This window comes from Streptomyces sp. URMC 129 (assembly GCF_051386415.1).
Lineage (GTDB): Bacteria > Actinomycetota > Actinomycetes > Streptomycetales > Streptomycetaceae > Streptomyces.
This window is the reverse complement of sequence record NZ_JBPQTQ010000055.1, coordinates 1-21,695: the sequence shown is the minus strand read 5'-3', so window position 1 is coordinate 21,695 and position 21,695 is coordinate 1. Positions and strand designations below refer to the sequence as shown.

Here is a 21,695-nt window from a genome sequence, read left to right as displayed (position 1 = left end):
CACGTGAAAGAGTCTTTGCGCGGCAGGGGGAGTTCGGCGTGACGGTCGCGAACGAGCAGGTGTCCGGGCAGGCGGCCGAGGACGGGACGGCGGTGGAGCCCGCGCCGCCGTCGAGCTACCGGGTGATCACGCCCACCGACTGGTTCCGCATTCCGCTGTTGTCAACGGACAAGCGGAACAGGGCGGTTCAGACCCTGGTCGACATGACCTACCCCAACCGGGACCAGGACGCCGCGCGGCGGCACGACCTCAAGGAGTTGCTGGGCACCGTCGTCGCGGACGCCGCCCAGCGCGACGGGGTCGAGCTGTACCTCTCGACCCAGGGCATCGTCGGGGTGCCGATTCCGGCCACACTGCTGGTGACCGCCGAGCCCGAGGACCCCGAGCACCCGGTGCGGTTGCCGCCGGAGATGCTGGCGGACGGCATCCGCGACAAGTACGGCGAGGGCGCCGCGGTCTCGGTGGTGGCCCTGCCCTCGGGCCCGGCCGTCCGGTGCCGCCGCCAGGAGCTGACCCCGGACGCGAAGGAACTGGGCCAGCCGGAGGAGCGTCCCAACACACTGCTCGAGTTCTACCTGCCGGTGCCCCACACGGGGGCCTGGCTGCTGCTGACGTTCAGCACCCCGATCCCGGAGCTGGCGGACGCGCAGGTGGAGATGTTCGACGCCATCGCCGGATCGCTGCGGTGGGCGTAGCACCGAAGGAAAGAAGCACGAGGGCTGTAAGGAGGGCGTGAGGTATGGCTGACATTTCGGTCACTCCCGCGGACGTACGTGAGCTCGGCAATCAACTGCGTTTCATAGCCAGTGAATTCGAGGGATCGGAGTCGATCGCCTCGGACTACGCCGAGGACGTCGGCCACGGCGGTCTCGCGGACGAGCTGGAGCGCTTCGCGGAGAACTGGCATCACAAGCGGCGGGCGCTGATGGAGAATCTGCAGAGCTTCGCGGAGACGGCCAAGCAGGCCGCCGACGCGTTCGACGGCATCGAGGACGAGCTCGTCAACGCCCTTGAGGGAGACGGCTGATGGGGAACCGGCCGGCGGACTGGCATCCGCTCACGGAGGACGGCCGGGACCCGGTCCCCGGGGACTGGGAGATGGTCAAGGAGGCCGCGGCCCGTTACCGCCGCACCGCCGACTCCATCCAGCGTGCCCGCACGTTGCTGAACAACACGACACAGACCAGCGACGGCTGGGAGGGCCGGGCGGGCGACGCGTTCCGCGAGAAGGCCACCGAGCTGTCGGAGAACATCTTCAAGGCGCACGGCCGTTACGACGCCGCCGCCAACGCGCTCGCCGGGTACTGGCCGGCCCTCCAGGACGCCCAGGAGGAGAGCCTGGAGCTGCGCACCCGGGCGCAGAACGCGCAGAACGACATCACCTCCCACCAGGGCCAGATCGACGGCATCGACACCGACGCCGGCGACGACGCCGCGCAGGAGGAGTCGCAGCGCCGGCTGGACCGCGCGCAGGAACAGCTCAGCGAGGCCCAGGACATGCTCAACGCGGCCCGGGCGCGGCTGGCCGAGGTGGTGGCGGCCAAGGACAACGCGGCCCAGGCGGCGGCCAACGCCATCGGGGACTTCATCGACGACGACGGGCTCAGCGACGGCTGGAAGGACCGCCTCGGCACAGTCCTCGACGTGCTGAAGAACGTGCTGATCACCATCGGGGAATGGGCGGCGAGAGTCGCCGCGATCGCGGGTGTGCTCGCCCTGCTCGTCGGGTGGATCCCGGTCATCGGCCAGGCCCTGGCCGGGATCCTCGGCGCCATCGCCCTGATCGCCAGCGTGTTCTCGCTGGTCGGCAACATCCTCAAGGGCGACTGGCTCGGCGCCCTCATCGACATCGTCGGCATCGTCACCTTCGGCATCGGCCGCGCGGCCGGCGGAGTGCTGCGGGCGGCCGGGCAGTCGACCCGGTTCCAGGCGTTCCGCAGCCTGCGCGGCATGTCCCAGTTCGGCAACCGGGCCGCCAGGACCGCGCGTGCCGAGGGCATCATCGGCAACACCGCCGGGCGGCTGCACGGACTCAGCGTCGAGGCGCGGGCGTTCACCCGGCCCTCCGGGCTGCTGGGCTGGGGGCGCGAGGCGTTCGGCGGCGGCCTGGACTTCGCCAAGAACTTCCGGTCGCTGCGCGACGCCCCGTGGGGACAGGTGCTGCCGGACGCCGGCCAGATGTTCCGCAACATTCCGCAGAACTTCCGCACCGCCGGTCCCGGCGGCGCGCTCCAGGCGGGCGCGCACCAGTTCTTCGGCGCGCCGGGCGCCGCCGCGGACGCGCTGTCGCTGGGCCGGGCCGCGCAGAACGGCGCCGAGTTCTCCGGCTTCGCGGGCGCCAGCGCCGCGCAGTGGGGCTCCGGCGGCGCCGGGGCCGTGTCCGGGCTGGGCGGCCTGATCTTCAAGGACGGCGTGGACTCGATCTGGAACTGGCCGTCGCTGTCGGTCGGCGGCGACAACCCGCTGCCCGGCGACGCGGTCGCGGCCGGTGACTTCTCCTACCAGGAGAGCGAGGCCATGCCGGTGCCCGCGCGGTGAGCGCGGTGACCACGGTGGCGCCGGCGCTGCCCGCCGGGCAGCGCCCGCTGGTCCGCTGGGGCGTGCTCCGGCGGGCCGGCGTCACCGTCGAGGGGGACCGGCTCACGGTCAGGACCAGCGTCCGCACCCGTTCCTGGGCGCTGGGTCCGGGCGGCGTGGCGTCCGCCGCGCACCTCACGGGACGGCTGTGCGACGCGGCCGGGCACGCGGGGTGGGGCGACATCGGCCGGGGCAACCCCAACAAGGCCGGTGGCTGCCTCCACCTGTGCGACGCCACGGGCGCGGGCCTGGCCTGCCTCATCGTGTCCGACTGGGTGCCGGTCGGGCCGACGCCGCTGACCCTGGCCCATCCGGACGGCCTGTCGGTGCCGGTGGACGACACGAAGACCGGCGACTTCCTGCGGCTGAGCGGCTTCGCGGACCTGCTGGACCGGCACGGCGTTCCCGTCCGCGAAGCGAGCGAACCGCCGCCGCCCGCCGCCGCGTTCGCGGGCACCCTGCGGCCCGGCGCGAAGGACGCCCTCGGGCTGCCCGCGCTGGTGGCGATCGCCCAGCTCGTCCTGTGCTGGCTGGTCATGTTCTTCGTGGGCGGCCTCGGCTCGGGCCCGGGCGCCGAGCGGGCCGTGGAACTGCTGATGTCCGGCTCCACGCTGGTCTTCGCGGCGCTGACGGCCGGGCGGGCCTTCCTGCTGGGCGCCCTCGCCCCGCGCGGCGGACGCGCCTCGGCCGAGCTGCGGCCCAGCCCCTCGGTCCCCGTGACGCGCGCCTTCCGCGACCGGTCGGTGCTGCGGGCGGTGGGGGAGAACCTGGAGCTGCGCACCGCGCAGAACGTCCTGCGCCTGCTGCGCGGCCCGGCCGATCCCGTGCTCGGGGTCCGGGAGGCGCTGATCCTGAACGACCGGGGACGGCCGTGGGGCGTCGCGCTGGTCGACGGGCGCCGGGCCGTGCAGGCGTTCCTGCACTGGGACACCTGGTGCGGCGGCGACCCGGGGCAGGCGCGGCTGCGGGCGTTCGCCGACGCCGCCGGGATCGCGGTGCGCCCGCACGAGCTGCGGCGCTCCCGCACGGCGGGGGAGGGCGACCGGACGGCCCGGCGCTGGACGGCCCGCGACTACCGTTCCGACGCGTTCGCGTTCCCCGCGTGGGTGGCGTTCCTGCTGCTGTTCCTGACCGGCTTCCAGGTCGTCTTCGGGGCGTGGGCCGGGTTCGACGGCGCCCTCTTCTACCTCTTCAACGGCCTGGCGTTCGCGATCGGCTGCGTGCCGTACGCCGTGCGGGCCTGCTGGCGGACGTTCCGGCTGAACCGGATGGTGTAAGGAGTTGCGCGATGGCTGAAGCGGAAGCGGACTGGGTGGCCGGGTTCGACTATCCCGACGACGGGTGGATCCAGCTGGAGATGGGCGAGATCGACGCGGCCGAGCGGGCCGCGCAACTCGTGGCGGACCGGGGCGGCGAGCACGACCAGGCGTACGCGGAGGCCGTGTACGAGGAGCTGAAGGTGATCCGGGACGGCGCGCTGGAGCGCAACGCCTCGCCCGTCGTCGTCTTCGTGCCCGAGACCCCGCCGCGGTCGCTGCCGATGGTCCCGGTCAGCGCCTTCGTGGCGCCCTGGGAGCTGCCGGAGGAGCGGCGCACGCTGGAGACGCTGACCGTCCTGGCCCGGGCGCCGCGCCCGTACCGCTTCCGGGAGCCGGACGTGCGGACGGTGGACCTCCCGGCGGGCCCGGCGTGCCGGGTGCACGAACTCGTGGTCAACGAGGCCGGGGACGACGACCGCCAGACGCTGATGGAGTACGTCTCCTACTACGTGATCCCGCCCGGCTACCCGGACGGCGTGATCGAGATGACGGTCACCTGGGCCAGCCCGGCCATCGGTGACGTGATGGTGGACACGGCCGACGAGATGGCCGCCACCCTGACCGTGAGCAGGAGGGACTGAACGGTGACCGGCCAGGAGCCCGAGTACGTCTTCGACCAGGTCCAGATCGGCAAGGGCCTGCGCCCGCTGGCCCAGCACGGCTACGTGGTGGTCGACGCGGGCACCCTCACCCTGCTCGGCAGCGACCGCCAGGTGATCGCCGGCGCGCCGCTGGCGGAGATCACGGCGAAGCCGGTCCGCCTGACGGGCGGCAAGACACTGGCGGTGACGGTGAACGGCACCAAGTACACCGTCTCCCCCGGCTGGGGCCGCCACGTCGGCTTCCCGATCGCGGGCACGACGGGCGACGTGAAGACGGCGGCCCAGGCCCTGCTCCACCTGATCGAGACGGCGGGCCCGGCCCGGGCGTAGCTCAGGGCGCGGTGTCGCCACCCGTCAGCCAGCGGTCCGGGGCGGCGGCGCGGCGGCTCAGGCGGGAGCGGGTGGCCTGGGCGGCGATCTCCGCCGCCGCGTAGGCGGCGTCCTGGAGGCGGGCCGTGGCCGTGCCGTTCGCGCCGTGGTCGACGTGGAGGTTCGCCAGCCGCAAGTGCTGGGCCCACGGGCCCTGCGACAGCCGCACGCTCTGCACCTTCGCGTGCGGCACCAGCGTGTGCCGCAGCCGCAGCCGGCCCCGGCGGGCCACGAACACCGCGTCCGTCACGCCGTGGCCGTAGCCGACGCGCCAGAACGGGACCGCCCAGCGCGCCCGGCGCGGGGCGGGGCGGACCGAGGCCATGGCCTTCTCGATGTCCACCGCGGGCAGGATCCGGCCGATCAGCGCGGCGGCCACCGGGCGCGGCGCGACCGGGAGCAGCAGGCCGCCCTCGTTGCCCGCGCCCGCGACCTCCAGCTCCACCCGGACCCAGCCGCGCGACCGCCACAGCAGCGGCTCCACGATCCGCACCGACTGCACGCGCCCCGGCGGCACGGTGGCGTGGTCGCGCTGGAGCAGGCCGTGGTCCAGGCGCAGCCCGTCCGGCGACTCGCTCACCGTCCACCCGTACTGGGTGAGGAAGCTGCCCAGGCTCGTCCGCCAGACCGCCGCCAGCATCGGCAGCACCACCACCAGGGCCGCGAAGACGCTGCCGGTCGCCGCCCAGAGCACCGGCGCGACCACCAGCGCCGCCAGCAGGAAGCCCCAGGCGCTGCCCAGCATCGCCAGCGCCCACGCCAGCGTCGCGGACTCCACCCGGTACAGCGCCCGCGCCGGCGCCTCGCCCGCCGTGGGCGCCGCCTCGGGCGCGATCCCGGCGGCGCGGGCCAGCAGCTCGGCGCGCAGGGCGCGGGCCTCCCGCTCGTCGAGGAACGCCAGCTCGTCCGCCGAGCCCGAGCCCACCACGTCCATCTTCAGCTTGGCCACGCCCAGCGCCCTGGCCAGCAGCGGCCGGGTGATGTCCACGGACTGGATGCGGTCCAGGCGCAGGTGCGCGGTGCGCCGGAACAGCAGCCCGGTGCGGATCCGCAGCTCGGTGTCGGTGACCAGGTACCGGGTGACCCGCCACGACAGCCAGCCGTAGCCGGAGGCGCCGGCCAGGACGGCCGCGAGCATCAGGAGCAGCCAGACCGGGCCCAGCGAGGCGGTCCAGGCGCGGAGCTGCTCCGCGTTCTGCGCGGCCACGGCGAAGAAGCCCGCTAGTGGCGCCCAGGCGCGGCGCCACGGGGTGAGCGGGTGCAGCCGCTTGCCCGCGCCCGCCGGGATCCGCTCGTCGGCCATCGCCGTCACAGCCCCGCCGAGCGGGCCTCGCCCAGCTCGGTGAGCCGGTCGCGCAGCCGCTCCGCCTCGGCCGGGGCCAGGCCGGGGATCGCGGCGTCGGTGGCCGCCGCCGCGGTGTGGAGCTGGAGCCGGGCCAGGCCGAACCGGCGCTCCAGCGGCCCGGAGGTGACCTCGACCAGTTGCATCCGCCCGTACGGCACGACCGTGAGCTGCCGCCACAGCACGCCCCGGCTGATGAGGAGGTCGTCGTCGCGTTCGAGATAGCGCCAGGAGCGCCAGTTGCGGCTCAGGGCCGGCCAGCCGGCGAGCAGCGCCACCGCCGGCGGCACCGCGAGGAGCGCCCACACCGCGCCCCCGAGCAGCGGCGGCAGCACGGCGGCGGCTAGCGCGGGCGGGACCAGCCACAGCACGAGGAGCAGCCGCCGCATGCGCAGCAGCCCCGGCTCCATCGGCCGCCAGTCCTCCCCGGTGCCCTGCCCGCCGTCCGGCCCGGACCCCGGGTCCGGTGCCGGTCCCTGTGCCACCGTGTCCATGTCCGTCAGCTTAGAGCGGGGGCGGGGGGCTGGAAGAGGCCGGAAGAGGTGCGAGACTGACGCGCATGGCGGAGACGGCGCACACGACGGTCGGCATCGGCGGAGCCGCGGAGAGCACCGACATGGTGCTGAACATCGGGCCCCAGCATCCGGCCACCCACGGCGTCCTGCGGCTGCGGCTGACCCTGGACGGGGAGCGCATCTCGCGGGCCGAGCCGGTCGTGGGGTACATGCACCGGGGCGTGGAGAAGCTCTTCGAGGCACGCGACTACCGGCAGATCATCGTGCTGGCCAACCGGCACGACTGGCTGTCGGCGTTCTCCAACGAGCTGGGCGTCGTCCTGGCCGTGGAGCGCATGCTCGGCATGGAGGTGCCCGAGCGCGCGGTGTGGCTGCGCACGCTGCTCGCCGAGCTGAACCGGGTGCTCAACCACCTGATGTTCCTCGGCTCCTATCCGCTGGAGCTGGGCGGCATCACGCCGATCTTCTACTCCTTCACCGAGCGCGAGAGCCTCCAGCAGGTGATGGAGGAGGTCTCCGGCGGCCGGATGCACTACATGTTCAACCGCGTCGGCGGCCTGAAGGAGGAGCTGCCGGCCGGCTGGACCGGCCGCGCCCGGCAGGCGGTGGCGGCGGTGCGGACGCGGCTGCGGCAGTTGACGGACCTGGTGCTGGGCAACGAGGTGTTCCGGGCCCGCACCACCGGCGTCGGCGTCCTGACCCCGGAGCTGGCGCACGCCTACGGGGTGTCGGGGCCCATCGCGCGGGCCAGCGGCGTCGACTTCGACCTGCGGCGCGACGAGCCGTATCTGGCGTACGGGGAGCTGGCGGACGTGCTGCGCGTCTCCACCCGGCAGGCGGGCGACTGCCGGGCCCGGGTCGAGGTGCTGTTCGAACAGACGGAGAACGCGCTCGATCTCGCGGACGCCTGCCTGGACCGGCTGGCCGGGCTGCCCCCCGGGCCGGTCAACCAGCGGCTGCCGAAGGTACTGAAGGCGCCGGAGGGCGCCACGTACGCCTGGACCGAGAACCCGCTCGGCCTCAACGGCTACTACCTGGTGTCGAAGGGCGAGAAGACGCCGTACCGGCTGAAGCTCCGCTCCGCCTCGTACAACAACATCCAGGTCCTCGGCGAGCTGCTGCCGGGGACGCTGGTGGCCGACATGGTGGCGATCCTCGGCTCGTTCTTCTTCATCGTCGGCGACATCGACAAGTAGACATCCGGACGCCGGTACGGGGACGGCGGGGCGAGCGCTCAGCCGGGCAGCGGGCTGCCGATGCCCACCGGCTGGACCAGCCAGGTGAAGCCGCCCAGCCCCGCCGGGTCCGTCAGCTCCGCCGCCTCGCCCGCCCCGGCCAGCGCCCGGACGTACCCCGCCGGGTCCGCCGCCGCCAGCTCCAGCGGCGGGCGGCGGCCCGTCACGCCCAGCGCGCGCAGCGCCTCCCGCTGCGGCAGCAGCGCCGCGCCCGGCCCGGCGCAGGCGTCCAGCGCCACGTGCGCGGTCAGGTCGCAGCTCCCGTCGGGCACGGGCGGTACCGCCCGGCCGTGCCGGTACCCGGTCAGCGTGCCCAGCGGCGGCCGGGCCGCGCGGACGTGCGCGTAGTCCACGGCGACGGCCAGGCCCCGGGCCAGGCCGTCCACCGCCCGCGCCCACGCCCGGTCGCGCGGCAGCCCGATCTCCGCCCGCGCCCCCGGCTCGGCGGGCAGCGGCCACCAGCGGCGCAGCCACGCCGCGTCGGCGCCCGCGACGGGCGGGCCCAGCCGTTCCTCGCCGGTGGCCGGGACCACCAGGACGTACCGGGGGACGCCGTCCTCGCCGGTCTCGGCGACGTCGAGCGGCACGTTGTCCAGCCACTCGTTGGCGAACAGCAGGCCCTCGGCCCCCTCCGGCGGCTCCGCCCGCCACTCGATCCGCGGGTCGAGACCGGCCGGGCGCGGAGCCCGCTCCACCGCGCGGGGCCGCACCCGCGCCGCGACGGACGGCGGCAGCGCGGCCAGCACCCCCGCGACCAGCTCGCCCCGGCCCGCGCCGACGTCCGTGAACGCCAGCTCGGCGGGGCGGCCCAGCGCCTCGTCCACCCGCAGCAGAAGCGCGGCCACCGCGCCCGCGAAGAGCGGCGAGGCGTGCACCGCCGTGCGGAAGTGCGCGGCCGGGGCCTCGCGCAGGAAGAATCCGCCCGGCCCGTACAGCGCCCGCTCGGCCGCCACGCGCCAGCCGACCGCCTCGTCGTCCACGGTCCGTGTCCACCCCACCGTCCACCTAGAGGAGTAGTTGACCCCTTCACGTATCGGCCGTCCGGTTGACTCCCCAGCCGCACACAGTGCCTACTCTGGGTGACGTGAACAGGCTTTACGATTTCCTGCGCCGTCACCCCACGTGGGTGGACGGCTCCTGGGCCTTCGTATTGCTGGTCTCATCCTTCCTGACCGTCGCCCTCCGGGGCGAGTCGGGGTACGACGGCCCGGAGTTCGGCGGGATGGCTGCCGCGCTCACGCACGCCGTCGTCGTGACGTTCCGCCGCGCGGCCCCCCGCAGGATGCTCGGGCTGGCCATCGCCTGCGGGCTGTTCCAGCTCGCCGCCGACGTCACACCGCTGCCCTCCAACTTCGCGTTCCTCGTCATCACCTTCACCGTCGCCTCCGGCACCGAGCGCGGGCCGTCCCGGCTGGCGCTGGGCGCCTCCCTGGTGGCGCCGACGATCGCCACGCTCCGCTGGCCCAGCCGGTCCGACGGCGAGACCACGGCCGAGACCGTCATCTACGTGCTCTTCCTCACCATCGCGTTCTGCCTGGCCTGGGTCCTCGGGGACTCGCTGCGCACCCGCCGGGCGTACTACGCGGAGCTGGAGGAGCGCGCCGCCCGGCTGGAGCAGGAGCGGGAGACGCAGGCCCGGATGGCCGTCGCGGCCGAGCGCGCCCGCATAGCCCGCGAGCTGCACGACGTCGTCGCGCACAACGTTTCGGTGATGGTCGTCCAGGCCGACGGCGCCGCGTACGTGCTGGACAGCGCGCCGGAGCAGACCCGCAGCGCGCTGCACACCATCTCCGGCACCGGCCGCCAGGCGCTCACCGAGATGCGCCGCCTGCTGGGCGTGCTGCGCAGCGAGGACGGCGCCGCGACCGGCCTGGACTACGTGCCGCAGCCCGGCGTCGAGCAGCTCGCCGACCTGGTGGACCAGGTCCGCGACACCGGGCTGCCGGTGGACTTCCGCATCGACGGCACCCCGAGGCCGCTGCCCAGCGGCGTCGAGCTGACGGCGTACCGGATCGTCCAGGAGGCCCTGACGAACACGCGCAAGCACGGCGGCCCGGACGTCGGCGCCACGGTCAGGCTGGAGTACGGCGCCGACGCGCTGACCGTCCTCGCCGAGGACGACGGCCGGGGGGCGCAGCACGAGCTGTACCAGGATCGCGGGGCCGACGGCCTCGGCCAGGGCCTGATCGGGATGCGCGAGCGGGTCGGCATGGTCGGCGGCGTCCTCAAGGCGGGACCCCGGCCGGGCGGCGGCTTCCGCATCAGTGCCACGCTGCCGCTGGCAGCCAACGACTAGCCGAGGGGGACCCGCCGATGCCGATCAAGGTCATGCTCGTGGACGACCAGGCGCTGCTGCGCACCGGTTTCAAGATGGTGCTCGCCGCCCAGGACGACATGGAGGTGGTGGCCGAGGCCGGGGACGGCGTGGAGGCGCTGGAGGTGCTGCGGTCCACCGCCGTCGACGTCGTGCTGATGGACGTGCGCATGCCGCGCCTGGACGGCGTGGAGACCACGCGGCGCGTCTGCCAGGAGGGCGCCGGCGGGCCCGGTGACCCGAAGGTGCTGATCCTGACCACCTTCGACCTCGACGAGTACGCGTTCTCGGGCCTCAAGGCGGGCGCGGCCGGTTTCCTGCTCAAAGACGTGCCGCCGGACGAACTGCTCGCCGCGATCCGGGCCGTGCACAGCGGCGACGCCGTCGTCGCCCCCTCCACCACCCGGCGGCTGCTGGACCGCTTCATGACGCTGCTGCCCGCCGCGGAGGGCTCGGCCCACCCGGAGCTCGACCAGCTCACCGACCGGGAGCGGGAGGTGCTGATGCTGATCGCGCAGGGCCTGTCCAACGGCGAGATCGCCAAGCGGCTCTTCGTCTCGGAGGCCACGGTGAAGACCCACGTCGGCCGCATCCTCGCCAAGCTGGGCCTCCGGGACCGTGTGCAGGCGGTCGTCCTGGCGTACGAGACGGGCCTGGTGCGGGCCGGCGGGCGCTGACGCCGTACGCCCGGCGGCGGCGGGCGGCCGTAGCATGGAGCGACGTCCGGTACCGAGCAACGGACCGGAACGCTGACCGAAAGAGGCACGAGCCGTCGTGAACGCCGCCGCCAACGCGCCCCGGGGCACCGAGGCGCGCGACCGCCCCGCCCGGCTGCGCGTCGGTGTCGTGGGCGCCGGCCGGGTCGGCCCGGCGCTCGCCGCCGCGCTGCGCATCGCGGGCCACCACCCGGTGGCCGCGTCCGGCGTCTCCGACGCCTCGCGCCGCCGCGCCGAGGCGCTGCTGCCCGGGGTGCCGCTGGTCGCGCCGGACGAGGTGCTGGCCCGCGCCGACCTGGTGCTGCTGACCGTGCCCGACGACGCCCTGCCGGGGCTGGTCGCCGGGCTGGCCGAGACCGGCGCGGTGCGGCCGGGACAGCTCCTGGCGCACTGCTCCGGCCGGTACGGCACGGGCGTCCTGGAGCCCGCGCTGCGGGCCGGGGCGCTGCCGCTGGCGCTGCACCCGGTGATGACGTTCACCGGCACCGCCGTCGACGTGCAGCGGCTGGCGGGCTGCTCGTTCGGCGTCACCGCCCCGGCGGAGCTGCGGATGGCGGCGGAGGCGCTGGTCATCGAGATGGGCGGCGAGCCCGAGTGGATCGAGGAGAGCGCCCGCCCGCTGTACCACGCGGCCCTGGCGCTGGGCGCCAACCACCTGGTCACCCTCGTCGCCCAGGCCCTGGAGCTGCTGCGCACCGCGGGCGTCGCCGCCCCGGACCGGATGCTCGGCCCGCTGCTGGGCGCCGCCCTGGACAACGCGCTGCGCTCCGGCGACGCCGCCCTGACCGGCCCGGTCGCCCGCGGCGACGCCGGAACGGTCGCGGCCCACGTCGCGGAGCTGCGCGCGCACGCCCCGCACGCCCTGGCGGGGTATCTGGCGATGGCCCGCACCACCGCGGACCGGGCCCTGGACCACGGGCTGCTGAAGCCGGAGCTGGCGGAGGCGCTGCTGGGCGTCCTCGCCGACGGCGAGCGCGGCACGGACGGAGGAGAGCGATGACCCTGCCGGTGGCGCGCCGCGCCGAGGAGCTGCCCGAGCCCCGCGCGCCCGGCGCGCGGCGGGCCGTGGTGATGACGATGGGCGCCCTGCACGAGGGCCACGCCACGCTGATCAGGGCGGCCCGGGAGCGCGTCGGCCCCGGCGGCCAGGTCGTGGTGACCGTCTACGTCAACCCGCTGCAGTTCGGCGCGGGCGAGGACTTCGACCGCTACCCGCGCACCCTGGACGCCGACGTGGCGGTGGCGGAGGCGGCCGGCGCCGACGCCGTGTTCGCCCCGGCCGACTCCGTGATGTACCCGGGCGGCGAGCCGCGGGTGCGGATCGCGGCCGGGCCGCTGGGCGCGGTGCTGGAGGGCGCGTTCCGCCCCGGGCACTTCGACGGCATGCTGACGGTCGTCGCCAAGCTGCTGCACCTCACCCGGCCCGACGTCGCGCTGTACGGCGAGAAAGACGCCCAGCAGCTCGCGCTGATCCGGCGCATGACCACCGACCTGGACTTCCCGGTCGAGGTCGTCGGCGTCCCCACCGTCCGCGAGCCAGACGGCCTCGCCCTCTCCAGCCGCAACCGGTACCTGTCGGCGCCCGAGCGCGTCACCGCCCTCGCGCTGTCCCGCGCGCTGGCCGCCGCCGCCGGGCAGGACGGCGCGGCCGGCGCCCGGTCCGCCGCCCGTGCCGTGCTGGACGAGGCCGCCGGAGCCGAGCCGCCGCTCGTCCTGGACTACCTGGCGCTGGTCGACCCGGCGGACTTCACCGAGGTCCCCGACGACCACACCGGCGAGGCGATCCTGGCCGTCGCCGCCCGCGTCGGCACCACGCGCCTGATCGACAACGCGCGCCTCACCCTGGGAGCAGCCGCATGACCACCCCCGGGGCGATATCCCTCCCCTTCCCCGCCGCGCTGCCCGCGCCCGAGCCCGGCTGGGCCATCGAGGCCGAGGTGGTCGTCGTCGGCTCCGGCGTAGCGGGCCTGACCGCCGCCCTGCGCTGCGCCGCCGCGGGCCGCAGGACCGTCATCGTCACCAAGGCGCGGCTGGACGACGGCTCCACCCGCTGGGCCCAGGGCGGCATCGCCGCCGCCCTCGGGGACGGCGACAGCCCCGCCCAGCACCTGGCGGACACGCTGGTCGCGGGCGCCGGGCTGTGCGACGAGGCCGCCGTCGAGGCGCTGGTCACCGAGGGCCCGGCGGCCGTGCGGCGGCTGATCGCGCTGGGCGCGCGGTTCGACGCCGACCCGGACGGCCGGATCGCGCTGACCCGTGAGGGCGGCCACCACCGCCGCCGCATCGCGCACGCCGGGGGTGACGCGACCGGCGCCGAGATCTCGCGGGCGCTGGTGGCGGCGGTGCGGGAGGCCGGGATCGAGACCGTCGAGAACGCCCTCGCGCTCGACCTGCTCAAGGACGCCGCCGGCCGCGCCGCCGGGGTGACGCTGCACGTCATGGGCGAGGGGCGGCACGACGGCGTGGGCGCCGTCCACGCGCCGGCCGTCGTGCTCGCCACCGGCGGCATGGGCCAGATCTTCTCCGCCACCACCAACCCGTCCGTCTCGACCGGCGACGGGGTGGCCCTGGCGCTGCGGGCCGGGGCGGAGGTCTCGGACCTGGAGTTCGTGCAGTTCCACCCGACCGTTCTCTACCTGGGCCCGGAGGCCGAGGGCCAGCAGCCGCTGATCTCGGAGGCGGTGCGCGGCGAGGGCGCGCACCTGGTGGACGCGGACGGCACGCGGTTCATGCTCGGGCGGCACGAGCTGGCCGAGCTGGCGCCGCGCGACATCGTCGCCAAGGCCATCACCCGGCGCATGCGCGAACGAGGCGCCGCGCACATGTTCCTCGACGCCCGGCACTTCGGCGCCGCGATGTGGGAGCGCCGCTTCCCGACCATCCTCGCCGCCTGTCGCGCGCACGGCATCGACCCGGTGACCGGGCCGATCCCCGTCGCCCCGGCCGCGCACTACGCCTCCGGCGGCGTCCGCACCGACCTGTCCGGCCGCAGCACGGTGCCCGGCCTGTACGCCTGCGGCGAGACCGCCTGCACCGGCGTCCACGGCGCCAACCGCCTGGCGTCCAACTCGCTGCTCGAAGGGCTCGTCTTCGCCGAGCGCATCGCGGCGGCCGTCCTCGCCGACGACCCGCGCCGGGGCGCCCCGGTCCCGCCCGCCGCCCCCGCCGCGGCCGGGCCCGGCCTGCTGCCGCCGGAGGCGCGGGCCACGATCCAGCGCGTGATGACCGAGGGCGCCGGAGTGCTGCGCTCCGCCCGCAGCCTGGCCGCCGCCGCCCGCGCCCTCGACGCCCTGGCCGCGGACGACGACCGGAAGTCCGCCGAGCCGGGCGCGGACTCCTGGGAGACGGCTAATCTGCATCTGGTCGCCCGGGTCCTGGCCGCCGCCGCCGGGCACCGCGCGGAGACGCGTGGCTGTCACTGGCGCGAGGACCACCAGGAGCGGGACGATGCCCACTGGCGGCGCCACCTCGTCCTCACCCTGCGACCGGGGGACGAGGGCTCGACCCTGTACGCCGCCACCACCGAGACCACCGCGTTCCCGCCGACGGACGCGGACGCCACCGAGGAGTGCCGACAGCCGTGACCAGCCCCGATTTCCCCAGGGCGATGCCCGTAGAGCTCACCCTGCTGCCCATCGGCAGCAGGCCGGGCGAGGCCGAACCGGCAGGTGGTCCGGGAGCACCTCCCGCGTGCGGGGGAGCCGAGGGCTGCGGCTGCGGCGGCGAGGAGTTCGCGGCCGGCCACGACCCGCTGGAGTGCGGCCTCGACCCCGACCTCGCCGCCCTGCTGGCGGCCGGTGGGCTGGATCCGGTGCAGGTCGAGGACATCGCGCACCTGGCGGTCGAGGAGGACCTGGACAACGGCGTGGACGTGACCACCGTGGCCACCGTGCCGGAGGAGTCGGTGGCCACCGGCGACTTCGTGGCCCGCCAGGCGGGGACCGTCGCCGGGCTGCACATCGCGGAGGCGGTGCTGTCGATCGTCTGCACCGACGAGTTCGAGGTGGAGCGGCACGTCGCGGACGGCGACCGCGTCGAGCCCGGCCAGGTCCTGCTGTCGGTCACCACCCGCACCCGCGACCTGCTCACCGGAGAGCGCGGCGCCCTCAACCTGCTGTGCCGCCTCTCCGGCATCGCCACCGCCACCCGCGCCTGGGCCGACGCGCTGGAGGGCACCCGCGCCCGGGTGCGCGACACCCGCAAGACGACTCCGGGCCTGCGGGCGCTGGAGAAGTACGCCGTCCGCTGCGGCGGCGGCGTCAACCACCGCATGTCCCTGTCGGACGCCGCCCTGGTCAAGGACAACCACGTGATCGCGGCCGGTGGCGTCGCGGCGGCGTTCCGCAAGGTCCGCGAGGAGTTCCCCGGCGTCCCGGTGGAGGTCGAGGTGGACCGCCTGGACCAGATCGAGGCCGTCCTCGCCGAGGGCGCCGACCTGATCCTGCTGGACAACTTCACGCCCGACGAGACCAGGCGGGCCGTGGCGCTCGTGGCCGGCCGCGCGGTCCTGGAGTCGTCCGGCCGCCTCACCCTGGACACCGCGCGCGCCTACGCCGAGACCGGGGTCGACTACCTGGCGGTCGGCGCGCTCACCCACTCGTCCCCGATCCTCGACATCGGGCTCGACCTCCGCCCCGAGAGGCGCGACTGACCATGCTGCTCACTATCGACGTCGGCAACACCCACACGGTCCTCGGCCTCTTCGACGGCGAGGAGATCGTGGAGCACTGGCGCATCTCCACCGAGGCCCGCCGCACCGCCGACGAGCTGGCCGTGCTGCTGCAGGGCCTGATGGGCATGCACCCGCTGCTCGGCGAGGAGCTGGGCGACGGCATCGACGGCATCGCCATCTGCTCCACGGTCCCCTCCGTGCTGCACGAGCTGCGCGAGGTGACCCGCCGGTACTACGGCGACATCCCGGCCGTGCTGGTCGAGCCGGGCGTGAAGACGGGGGTGCCGATCCTCACCGACAACCCCAAGGAGGTCGGTGCCGACCGCATCATCAACGCGGTGGCGGCGGTCGAGCTGTACGGGGGCCCCTGCATCGTCGTGGACTTCGGCACGGCCACCACCTACGACGCGGTCTCCGCGCGCGGCGAGTACGCGGGCGGGGCGATCGCGCCCGGCATCGAGATCTCCGTGGAGGCCCTGGGCCTGCGCGGCGCCCAGTTGCGCAAGGTGGAGCTGGCCCGGCCACGCCACGTCATCGGCAAGAACACGGTGGAGTCGATGCAGTCCGGCATCCTGTACGGCTTCGCCGGGCAGGTGGACGGCATGGTCGAGCGCATGTCGCGCGAGCTGGCCGACGACCCGGACGACGTGACGGTGATCGCGACGGGCGGGCTGGCGCCGATGGTGCTCCGCGAGTCGACGGTGATCGACGAGCACGAGCCCTGGCTGACCCTGGTCGGGCTGCGGCTGGTCTACGAGCGGAACGTCTCCCGCTCCTGACCGGCGGGGACGCGCCGGGGGAACACGCCGTCACCGGTGCAATGGCGGGCGGTTTGTCTGTTTAGCACTTAATGTCGGTTTATGGTTACGTCCAACGGTTCCCAGGGTTCCCCCACCCCAGGCGGTGACGGGGACCAGAACGCCGAACAGCGGCCGCGCCGCCCCGTGCCGACCCCGGCGGAGGTCTTCCCGCCGCGCCGCAAGCGCCCGGCCGCGCCCGCCGCGCCGCCCGCGACGCCACGGCAGGGGCCCGAGGAGGAGAGCGAGGGGCGGGGGGAGAATCCCGCCCAGAGCGGTCGGTAGTCTGTCGGAGGCTCACCCGAGCACGTCCAAGGAGGCCGACCGCTGTGGACTACGTCGCCGCACTCTTCCCGCCCACCGTGATGGCCGTCGCCTTCACCTGGCTGATCGTGACCATCGTGCGATCCCAGGGCGGCAGCAACAAGTACAAGGAGGACGCCGCCGTCGACGCGGCGCTCGCCGCGCGGGCGGCGCAGGCCGCCCCCCGTGCCGCCGGGGACGCCGAGGAGCCGGCCGCCCGCCGCTCCTGACGCCCCTCTCGCTCCCCCCTTCCGTTCGGTTCGTTCCCTTCGCCGCCGCGTGGCCGCAAACGTCACACACGCCCGTTTTGTCGCCACGCGGCTATTCTTCCTCCTGTGCCACGGCCTTTGGGAGAACTGGAAGACGCGGTGATGAGCCGCGTATGGGAGTGGAACCGTCCCGTCACCGTGCGGGAAGTTCTCGAAGATCTGCGCCGTGAGCGTTCGATCGCCTATACGACGGTGATGACCGTCCTGGACAACCTCCACCAGAAGGGCTGGGTCCGCCGTGAGCAGGAGGGCCGGGCCTATCGCTATGAGGCCGTCTCCACACGGGCCGCGTACTCGGCGGCTTTGATGAATGACGCGTGGTCCGAGAGCGACAACGCGGCGGCGGCGCTGGTCGCTTTCTTCGGGATGATGTCCGCCGAGCAGACCGAGGCATTGCGCGACGCCCTGCGGGTGGTGGATGTCGCCGGAGTACACGTCGCCGCCCCCGAAGGCGAAGGCGAAGCCGCACAGCGATAGCCTCCGCGTTGTGTCGGAAACCTCAACGGAAGTCACTGTCCGCCGTGCCAGGACCACGGATGTCCGCGCGGTGCGCCGCCTGATCGATGTCTACTCGCGCGACGGGTTCCTGCTCGACAAGGCGACGGTGACGCTTTACGAGGACATTCAGGAGTTCTGGGTGGCGGAGCGGGACCACGACGCCCGGGTAGTGGCCTGCGGCGCACTCCACGTGATGTGGGAAGACCTGGCCGAGGTGCGCACGCTCGCCGTCGATCCGCTGCTGAAGGGGCAGGGCGTGGGGCACCGGGTGCTGGAGAAGTTGCTCCAGACCGCCCGGTGGCTCGGTGTCCGGCGCATTTTCTGTCTCACCTTCGAAGTCGAGTTCTTCGCCCGGCACGGCTTCCGGGAGATCGGGGACACCCCGGTCGACGGCGATGTCTACAGCGAGCTGCTGCGTTCCTATGACGAGGGAGTAGCCGAGTTCCTGGGGCTGGAACGGGTCAAGCCCAACACATTGGGTAACAGCAGGATGCTCCTGCATCTCTGATTCCCCGCGAGGGCATCGGCCGTTATGTCCGAATCGTCCTGCCGTGTCTTATCGGATGCCCAGTAATCCCGCGTCCGGGGTTTGTGTTTTCCCGGCAATAGCGGTTTGATTACATCCGCAGTACAACAGCAGTGGTATTCGGCGACATGAATGAGGAGTAGCCCCGTGGCACAGAAGGTTCAGGTCCTTCTCCTCGATGACCTCAGCGGTGGCGAGGCGGACGAGACCGTAACGTTCGCGCTCGACGGCAAGACTTACGAGATCGACCTCAACTCCGAAAACGCGGACAGGCTCCGTGAGGCTCTTGAGCCCTATGTCAAGGCCGGCCGGCGCGCCGGTGGCACGCGCGCCGCGCGCGGTCGCACCCGCACGCCCGCGGCTCCGGCCGCCGGTGGCGCCGCGGGCCAGGACACCGCGAAAATCCGCGCCTGGGCGAAGGAAAACGGATACGAGGTCAATGACCGGGGCCGTGTTCCCGCCAACATTCGTGAGGCCTACGAGAAGGCAGGCGTCTGAAGTCGCGCACCGGCCGGGCCGCGTCCGGCGCGACGGGGCGGGCCAGACAGGCCGCGTCCCGTGTCCGGGGGGCCGCACCCAGGGGCGGCCCCCCGAGGTGTGCCCGGGGCCGAATCGCGAGTGTCATGCCGTGAGCGATCCGCTCCGGTACGGAAGAGTTACGCGGTGTCTGCATCCGACCGCGCCAGGTGTTCGCGTTCGCCTGTAGCGGATGTCCGTGGCTGACGCGGCATGGAGTGTCAGCCTGGAGGGGTAGGCAGTTCATAACGGACGATGGGCCACTCATGGAAGAGGGGGCGGTAGCGGTGGGTCCGGGTGTGTCGCACGGCGGCGTTCGCCAACGGCGTAGTCATCCGGAGTGCTGGTGCCTGGCCTGCGGGAACATCGTCTCGCACCATCGGGTTGGAACTGTTGTCGCCTGTTCGGGGCACGCCGCCGGGGACAGGAGTAGACAGTTGGAATGAGCGGTCCCCCGTTGCGGGACTAAGCTGCGGAAGGACAGGGAGGGGACCGACCCCTTTACTGCCTGACCGCTCTGAGGAGCGATTAACGATGTTCGAGAGGTTCACCGACCGCGCGCGGCGGGTTGTCGTCCTGGCTCAGGAAGAAGCCCGGATGCTCAACCACAACTACATCGGCACCGAGCACATCCTCCTGGGCCTGATCCACGAGGGTGAGGGTGTCGCCGCTAAGGCCCTGGAGAGCCTCGGGATCTCGCTTGAGGCGGTCCGCCAGCAGGTCGAGGAGATCATCGGCCAGGGTCAGCAGGCCCCGTCCGGGCACATCCCCTTCACCCCCCGGGCCAAGAAGGTGCTGGAGCTCTCGCTCCGCGAGGCCCTCCAGCTCGGCCACAACTACATCGGCACCGAGCACATCCTGCTCGGCCTGATCCGCGAGGGCGAGGGCGTCGCCGCCCAGGTCCTGGTCAAGCTGGGTGCCGATCTGAACCGGGTGCGGCAGCAGGTCATCCAGCTGCTGTCCGGTTACTCCGGTGGCAAGGAGGCCGCCACCGCGGGCGCCCCCGCCGAGGGGACCCCGTCGACCTCCCTGGTGCTGGACCAGTTCGGCCGCAACCTCACCCAGGCGGCCCGCGAATCCAAGCTCGACCCGGTCATCGGGCGCGAGAAGGAGATCGAGCGGGTCATGCAGGTGCTCTCACGCCGGACCAAGAACAACCCGGTACTGATCGGCGAGCCCGGCGTCGGCAAGACGGCCGTCGTCGAGGGACTGGCGCAGGCCATCGTCAAGGGCGAGGTGCCCGAGACCCTCAAGGACAAGCACCTCTACACCCTGGACCTCGGCGCCCTGGTCGCCGGCTCCCGGTACCGCGGTGACTTCGAGGAGCGCCTGAAGAAGGTGCTGAAGGAGATCCGCACCCGCGGCGACATCATCCTGTTCATCGACGAGCTGCACACGCTGGTGGGCGCGGGCGCCGCCGAGGGGGCGATCGACGCCGCCAGCATCCTGAAGCCGATGCTGGCCCGCGGTGAGCTGCAGACCATCGGCGCCACCACGCTGGACGAGTACCGCAAGTACCTGGAGAAGGACGCGGCCCTGGAGCGCCGCTTCCAGCCGATCCAGGTCGCCGAGCCGTCCCTGCCGCACACGATCGAGATCCTGAAGGGTCTGCGCGACCGGTACGAGGCGCACCACCGCGTCTCCATCACCGACTCCGCGCTGGTGGCCGCGGCCCAGCTCGCGGACCGGTACATCTCGGACCGGTTCCTGCCGGACAAGGCCATCGACCTCATCGACGAGGCCGGCTCCCGGATGCGCATCCGCCGGATGACCGCTCCGCCGGACCTGCGCGAGTTCGACGAGAAGATCGCCGGCGTGCGCCGCGAGAAGGAGTCCGCGATCGACTCGCAGGACTTCGAGAAGGCCGCGTCGCTGCGCGACAACGAGAAGCAGCTCCTGGCCGCGAAGGCGCAGCGGGAGAAGGAGTGGAAGTCCGGCGACATGGACGTCGTGGCGGAGGTGGACGAGGAGCTCATCGCCGAGGTCCTGGCCGCTTCCACCGGCATCCCGGTCTTCAAGCTCACCGAGGAGGAGTCCTCGCGCCTGCTCCGCATGGAGGACGAGCTGCACAAGCGCGTCATCGGCCAGGAGGACGCCATCAAGGCGCTCTCCCAGGCCATCCGGCGGACCCGGGCCGGTCTGAAGGACCCGAAGCGCCCCGGTGGCTCGTTCATCTTCGCCGGCCCGTCCGGCGTCGGTAAGACCGAGCTGTCCAAGACGCTGGCGGAGTTCCTCTTCGGCGACGAGGACGCGCTGATCTCCCTCGACATGTCGGAGTTCGGCGAGAAGCACACCGTCTCCCGGCTGTTCGGCTCCCCGCCCGGCTACGTCGGGTACGAGGAGGGCGGCCAGCTCACGGAGAAGGTGCGCCGGAAGCCGTTCTCGGTGGTGCTGTTCGACGAGGTCGAGAAGGCCCACCCGGACATCTTCAACTCGCTGCTGCAGATCCTGGAGGACGGTCGTCTGACCGACTCCCAGGGCCGGGTCGTGGACTTCAAGAACACCGTCATCATCATGACGACGAACCTCGGCACCCGGGACATCTCCAAGGGCTTCAACATGGGCTTCGCGGTGGCCGGCGACGTGACCACCGGGTACGAGCGCATGAAGGCCAAGGTCAACGACGAGCTGAAGCAGCACTTCCGGCCCGAGTTCCTCAACCGTGTCGACGACACGGTGGTCTTCCACCAGCTCACGCAGGACGACATCATCAAGATCGTCGACCTGATGATCGCGCAGGTGGACGACCGGCTGAAGGACCGGGACATGGGCATCGAGCTCAGCACCGAGGCCAAGCAGCTCCTGGCGAAGCGCGGCTACGACCCGGTGCTCGGCGCCCGGCCGCTGCGCAGGACCATCCAGCGGGACATCGAGGACATCCTGTCCGAGAAGATCCTGTTCGGCGAGCTGCGCCCCGGCCACATCGTGGTCGTGGAGACGGAGGGCGAGGGCAAGGACCAGGTCTTCACCTTCCGGGGTGAGGAGAAGTCCTCCCTGCCGGACGCTCCGCTGGTGGAGCAGGCGGCCAAGGGCGGCCCGAACCTGTCCAAGGGCGAGTGATCGGCTGATACGCGGCGACGCCCCCGTGACCCTGATTCCAGGGGCACGGGGGCGTAGGCGTGCTC

22 protein-coding genes are annotated in these 21,695 nt (G+C 73.3%); 19 read left to right on the top strand and 3 right to left on the bottom strand.

The genetic code is table 11. The annotated features are described in order from the left end of the window. The first annotated feature begins 38 nt into the window (after positions 1-38). Genes ACSNOC_RS13785 through ACSNOC_RS13760 form a run of 6 tightly spaced genes read left to right on the top strand, consistent with a single transcriptional unit; the run spans position 39 to position 4,828 of the window. Positions 39-695 carry a hypothetical protein gene (locus ACSNOC_RS13785; RefSeq protein ID WP_436747680.1) on the top strand — a complete coding sequence of 219 codons (657 nt, stop codon included), beginning with the start codon at positions 39-41 and terminating at the stop codon, positions 693-695. 44 nt (positions 696-739) lie between these two features. After that, on the top strand, positions 740-1,027 hold the full coding sequence (locus ACSNOC_RS13780; protein WP_436747679.1) for a hypothetical protein: 288 nt from the start codon (positions 740-742) through the stop codon (positions 1,025-1,027). Next, positions 1,027-2,538: a putative T7SS-secreted protein gene (locus ACSNOC_RS13775; protein WP_436747678.1), complete on the top strand. Its 1,512-nt coding sequence runs from the start codon at positions 1,027-1,029 to the stop codon at positions 2,536-2,538. The genes ACSNOC_RS13780 and ACSNOC_RS13775 overlap by 1 nt, the downstream gene beginning before the upstream one ends. Further along, the gene (locus ACSNOC_RS13770) at positions 2,535-3,854 is read left to right on the top strand and encodes a hypothetical protein (protein WP_436747677.1); all 1,320 of its coding nucleotides are present in this window, start codon (positions 2,535-2,537) and stop codon (positions 3,852-3,854) included. Before ACSNOC_RS13775 ends, ACSNOC_RS13770 begins: the two co-directional genes overlap by 4 nt. Positions 3,855-3,865: 11 nt before the next feature. Continuing rightward, entirely contained in the window at positions 3,866-4,477 is a 612-nt protein-coding gene (locus ACSNOC_RS13765; RefSeq protein ID WP_436747676.1) for a hypothetical protein, read from the top strand. 3 nt (positions 4,478-4,480) lie between these two features. Further along, positions 4,481-4,828, top strand: a complete 348-nt coding sequence (locus ACSNOC_RS13760; protein WP_436747675.1) for a hypothetical protein — start codon at positions 4,481-4,483, stop codon at positions 4,826-4,828. A gap of 1 nt (position 4,829) precedes the next feature. Here the strand turns inward: ACSNOC_RS13760 and ACSNOC_RS13755 are convergent, their stop codons facing one another. Then, positions 4,830-6,170, bottom strand: a complete 1,341-nt coding sequence (locus ACSNOC_RS13755) for a PH domain-containing protein (RefSeq protein WP_436747674.1) — start codon at positions 6,168-6,170, stop codon at positions 4,830-4,832. 5 nt (positions 6,171-6,175) lie between these two features. Beyond that, on the bottom strand, positions 6,176-6,703 hold the full coding sequence (locus tag ACSNOC_RS13750; RefSeq protein WP_436747673.1) for a PH domain-containing protein: 528 nt from the start codon (positions 6,701-6,703) through the stop codon (positions 6,176-6,178). 65 nt (positions 6,704-6,768) lie between these two features. Between ACSNOC_RS13750 and ACSNOC_RS13745 the strand changes: the two genes are divergently transcribed. After that, positions 6,769-7,920: an NADH-quinone oxidoreductase subunit D gene (locus ACSNOC_RS13745; RefSeq protein WP_436747672.1), complete on the top strand. Its 1,152-nt coding sequence runs from the start codon at positions 6,769-6,771 to the stop codon at positions 7,918-7,920. A 38-nt stretch (positions 7,921-7,958) separates the two neighbouring features. On the opposite strand, the gene ACSNOC_RS13740 is transcribed toward ACSNOC_RS13745, so the two are convergent. Next, complete coding sequence (locus ACSNOC_RS13740; RefSeq protein WP_436747671.1) at positions 7,959-8,957, bottom strand: SAM-dependent methyltransferase; 999 nt, start codon at positions 8,955-8,957, stop codon at positions 7,959-7,961. Between the two features lie 86 nt (positions 8,958-9,043). Here ACSNOC_RS13740 and ACSNOC_RS13735 point away from each other — a divergent pair, with 86 nt between their 5' ends. The 12 genes from ACSNOC_RS13735 (at position 9,044) to ACSNOC_RS13680 (ending at position 21,630) form a co-directional block, all read left to right on the top strand. Continuing rightward, complete coding sequence (locus tag ACSNOC_RS13735) at positions 9,044-10,255, top strand: sensor histidine kinase (RefSeq protein ID WP_436747670.1); 1,212 nt, start codon at positions 9,044-9,046, stop codon at positions 10,253-10,255. Positions 10,256-10,272: 17 nt separating this feature from the next. Beyond that, complete coding sequence (locus ACSNOC_RS13730; RefSeq protein WP_436747669.1) at positions 10,273-10,950, top strand: response regulator; 678 nt, start codon at positions 10,273-10,275, stop codon at positions 10,948-10,950. 97 nt (positions 10,951-11,047) lie between these two features. Beyond that, on the top strand, positions 11,048-11,989 hold the full coding sequence (locus tag ACSNOC_RS13725) for a Rossmann-like and DUF2520 domain-containing protein (protein WP_436747668.1): 942 nt from the start codon (positions 11,048-11,050) through the stop codon (positions 11,987-11,989). Then, positions 11,986-12,849 (top strand): pantoate--beta-alanine ligase, encoded by an 864-nt coding sequence (panC, locus tag ACSNOC_RS13720; RefSeq protein WP_436747667.1) that lies wholly within the window; start codon positions 11,986-11,988, stop codon positions 12,847-12,849. Before ACSNOC_RS13725 ends, panC begins: the two co-directional genes overlap by 4 nt. After that, positions 12,846-14,573, top strand: a complete 1,728-nt coding sequence (locus ACSNOC_RS13715; protein WP_436747666.1) for an L-aspartate oxidase — start codon at positions 12,846-12,848, stop codon at positions 14,571-14,573. The genes panC and ACSNOC_RS13715 overlap by 4 nt, the downstream gene beginning before the upstream one ends. 23 nt (positions 14,574-14,596) lie before the next feature. After that, positions 14,597-15,640 (top strand): carboxylating nicotinate-nucleotide diphosphorylase, encoded by a 1,044-nt coding sequence (gene nadC / locus ACSNOC_RS13710; protein ID WP_436747695.1) that lies wholly within the window; start codon positions 14,597-14,599, stop codon positions 15,638-15,640. A 2-nt stretch (positions 15,641-15,642) separates the two neighbouring features. Further along, positions 15,643-16,440 carry a type III pantothenate kinase gene (locus tag ACSNOC_RS13705; protein WP_436747665.1) on the top strand — a complete coding sequence of 266 codons (798 nt, stop codon included), beginning with the start codon at positions 15,643-15,645 and terminating at the stop codon, positions 16,438-16,440. Positions 16,441-16,787: 347 nt separating this feature from the next. Continuing rightward, positions 16,788-16,991, top strand: coding sequence for a hypothetical protein (locus ACSNOC_RS13700; protein ID WP_436747664.1), 204 nt, complete (start codon positions 16,788-16,790; stop codon positions 16,989-16,991). Positions 16,992-17,096: 105 nt separating this feature from the next. Then, positions 17,097-17,507 (top strand): BlaI/MecI/CopY family transcriptional regulator, encoded by a 411-nt coding sequence (locus ACSNOC_RS13695; RefSeq protein ID WP_436747663.1) that lies wholly within the window; start codon positions 17,097-17,099, stop codon positions 17,505-17,507. A 10-nt stretch (positions 17,508-17,517) separates the two neighbouring features. Then, positions 17,518-18,036 carry an amino-acid N-acetyltransferase gene (locus tag ACSNOC_RS13690; protein ID WP_436747662.1) on the top strand — a complete coding sequence of 173 codons (519 nt, stop codon included), beginning with the start codon at positions 17,518-17,520 and terminating at the stop codon, positions 18,034-18,036. 165 nt (positions 18,037-18,201) lie between these two features. Continuing rightward, positions 18,202-18,552, top strand: coding sequence for a histone-like nucleoid-structuring protein Lsr2 (locus ACSNOC_RS13685; RefSeq protein WP_436747661.1), 351 nt, complete (start codon positions 18,202-18,204; stop codon positions 18,550-18,552). Positions 18,553-19,104: 552 nt separating this feature from the next. Then, positions 19,105-21,630, top strand: coding sequence for an ATP-dependent Clp protease ATP-binding subunit (locus ACSNOC_RS13680; protein WP_436747660.1), 2,526 nt, complete (start codon positions 19,105-19,107; stop codon positions 21,628-21,630). Positions 21,631-21,695: the final 65 nt, after the last annotated feature.

Excerpts from the sequence above, each read along its gene's own strand:
- ACSNOC_RS13780 (WP_436747679.1), top strand. The coding sequence starts at position 740 with ATGGCTGACATTTCGGTCACTCCCGCGGACGTACGTGAGCTCGGCAAT.
- ACSNOC_RS13775 (WP_436747678.1), top strand. The coding sequence starts at position 1,027 with ATGGGGAACCGGCCGGCGGACTGGCATCCGCTCACGGAGGACGGCCGG.
- ACSNOC_RS13765 (WP_436747676.1), top strand. The coding sequence starts at position 3,866 with ATGGCTGAAGCGGAAGCGGACTGGGTGGCCGGGTTCGACTATCCCGAC.
- ACSNOC_RS13755 (WP_436747674.1), bottom strand. The coding sequence starts at position 6,170 with ATGGCCGACGAGCGGATCCCGGCGGGCGCGGGCAAGCGGCTGCACCCG.
- ACSNOC_RS13750 (WP_436747673.1), bottom strand. The coding sequence starts at position 6,703 with ATGGACACGGTGGCACAGGGACCGGCACCGGACCCGGGGTCCGGGCCG.
- ACSNOC_RS13745 (WP_436747672.1), top strand. The coding sequence starts at position 6,769 with ATGGCGGAGACGGCGCACACGACGGTCGGCATCGGCGGAGCCGCGGAG.
- ACSNOC_RS13730 (WP_436747669.1), top strand. The coding sequence starts at position 10,273 with ATGCCGATCAAGGTCATGCTCGTGGACGACCAGGCGCTGCTGCGCACC.
- panC (WP_436747667.1), top strand. The coding sequence starts at position 11,986 with ATGACCCTGCCGGTGGCGCGCCGCGCCGAGGAGCTGCCCGAGCCCCGC.
- ACSNOC_RS13715 (WP_436747666.1), top strand. The coding sequence starts at position 12,846 with ATGACCACCCCCGGGGCGATATCCCTCCCCTTCCCCGCCGCGCTGCCC.
- nadC (WP_436747695.1), top strand. The coding sequence starts at position 14,597 with ATGCCCGTAGAGCTCACCCTGCTGCCCATCGGCAGCAGGCCGGGCGAG.
- ACSNOC_RS13705 (WP_436747665.1), top strand. The coding sequence starts at position 15,643 with ATGCTGCTCACTATCGACGTCGGCAACACCCACACGGTCCTCGGCCTC.
- ACSNOC_RS13680 (WP_436747660.1), top strand. The coding sequence starts at position 19,105 with ATGTTCGAGAGGTTCACCGACCGCGCGCGGCGGGTTGTCGTCCTGGCT.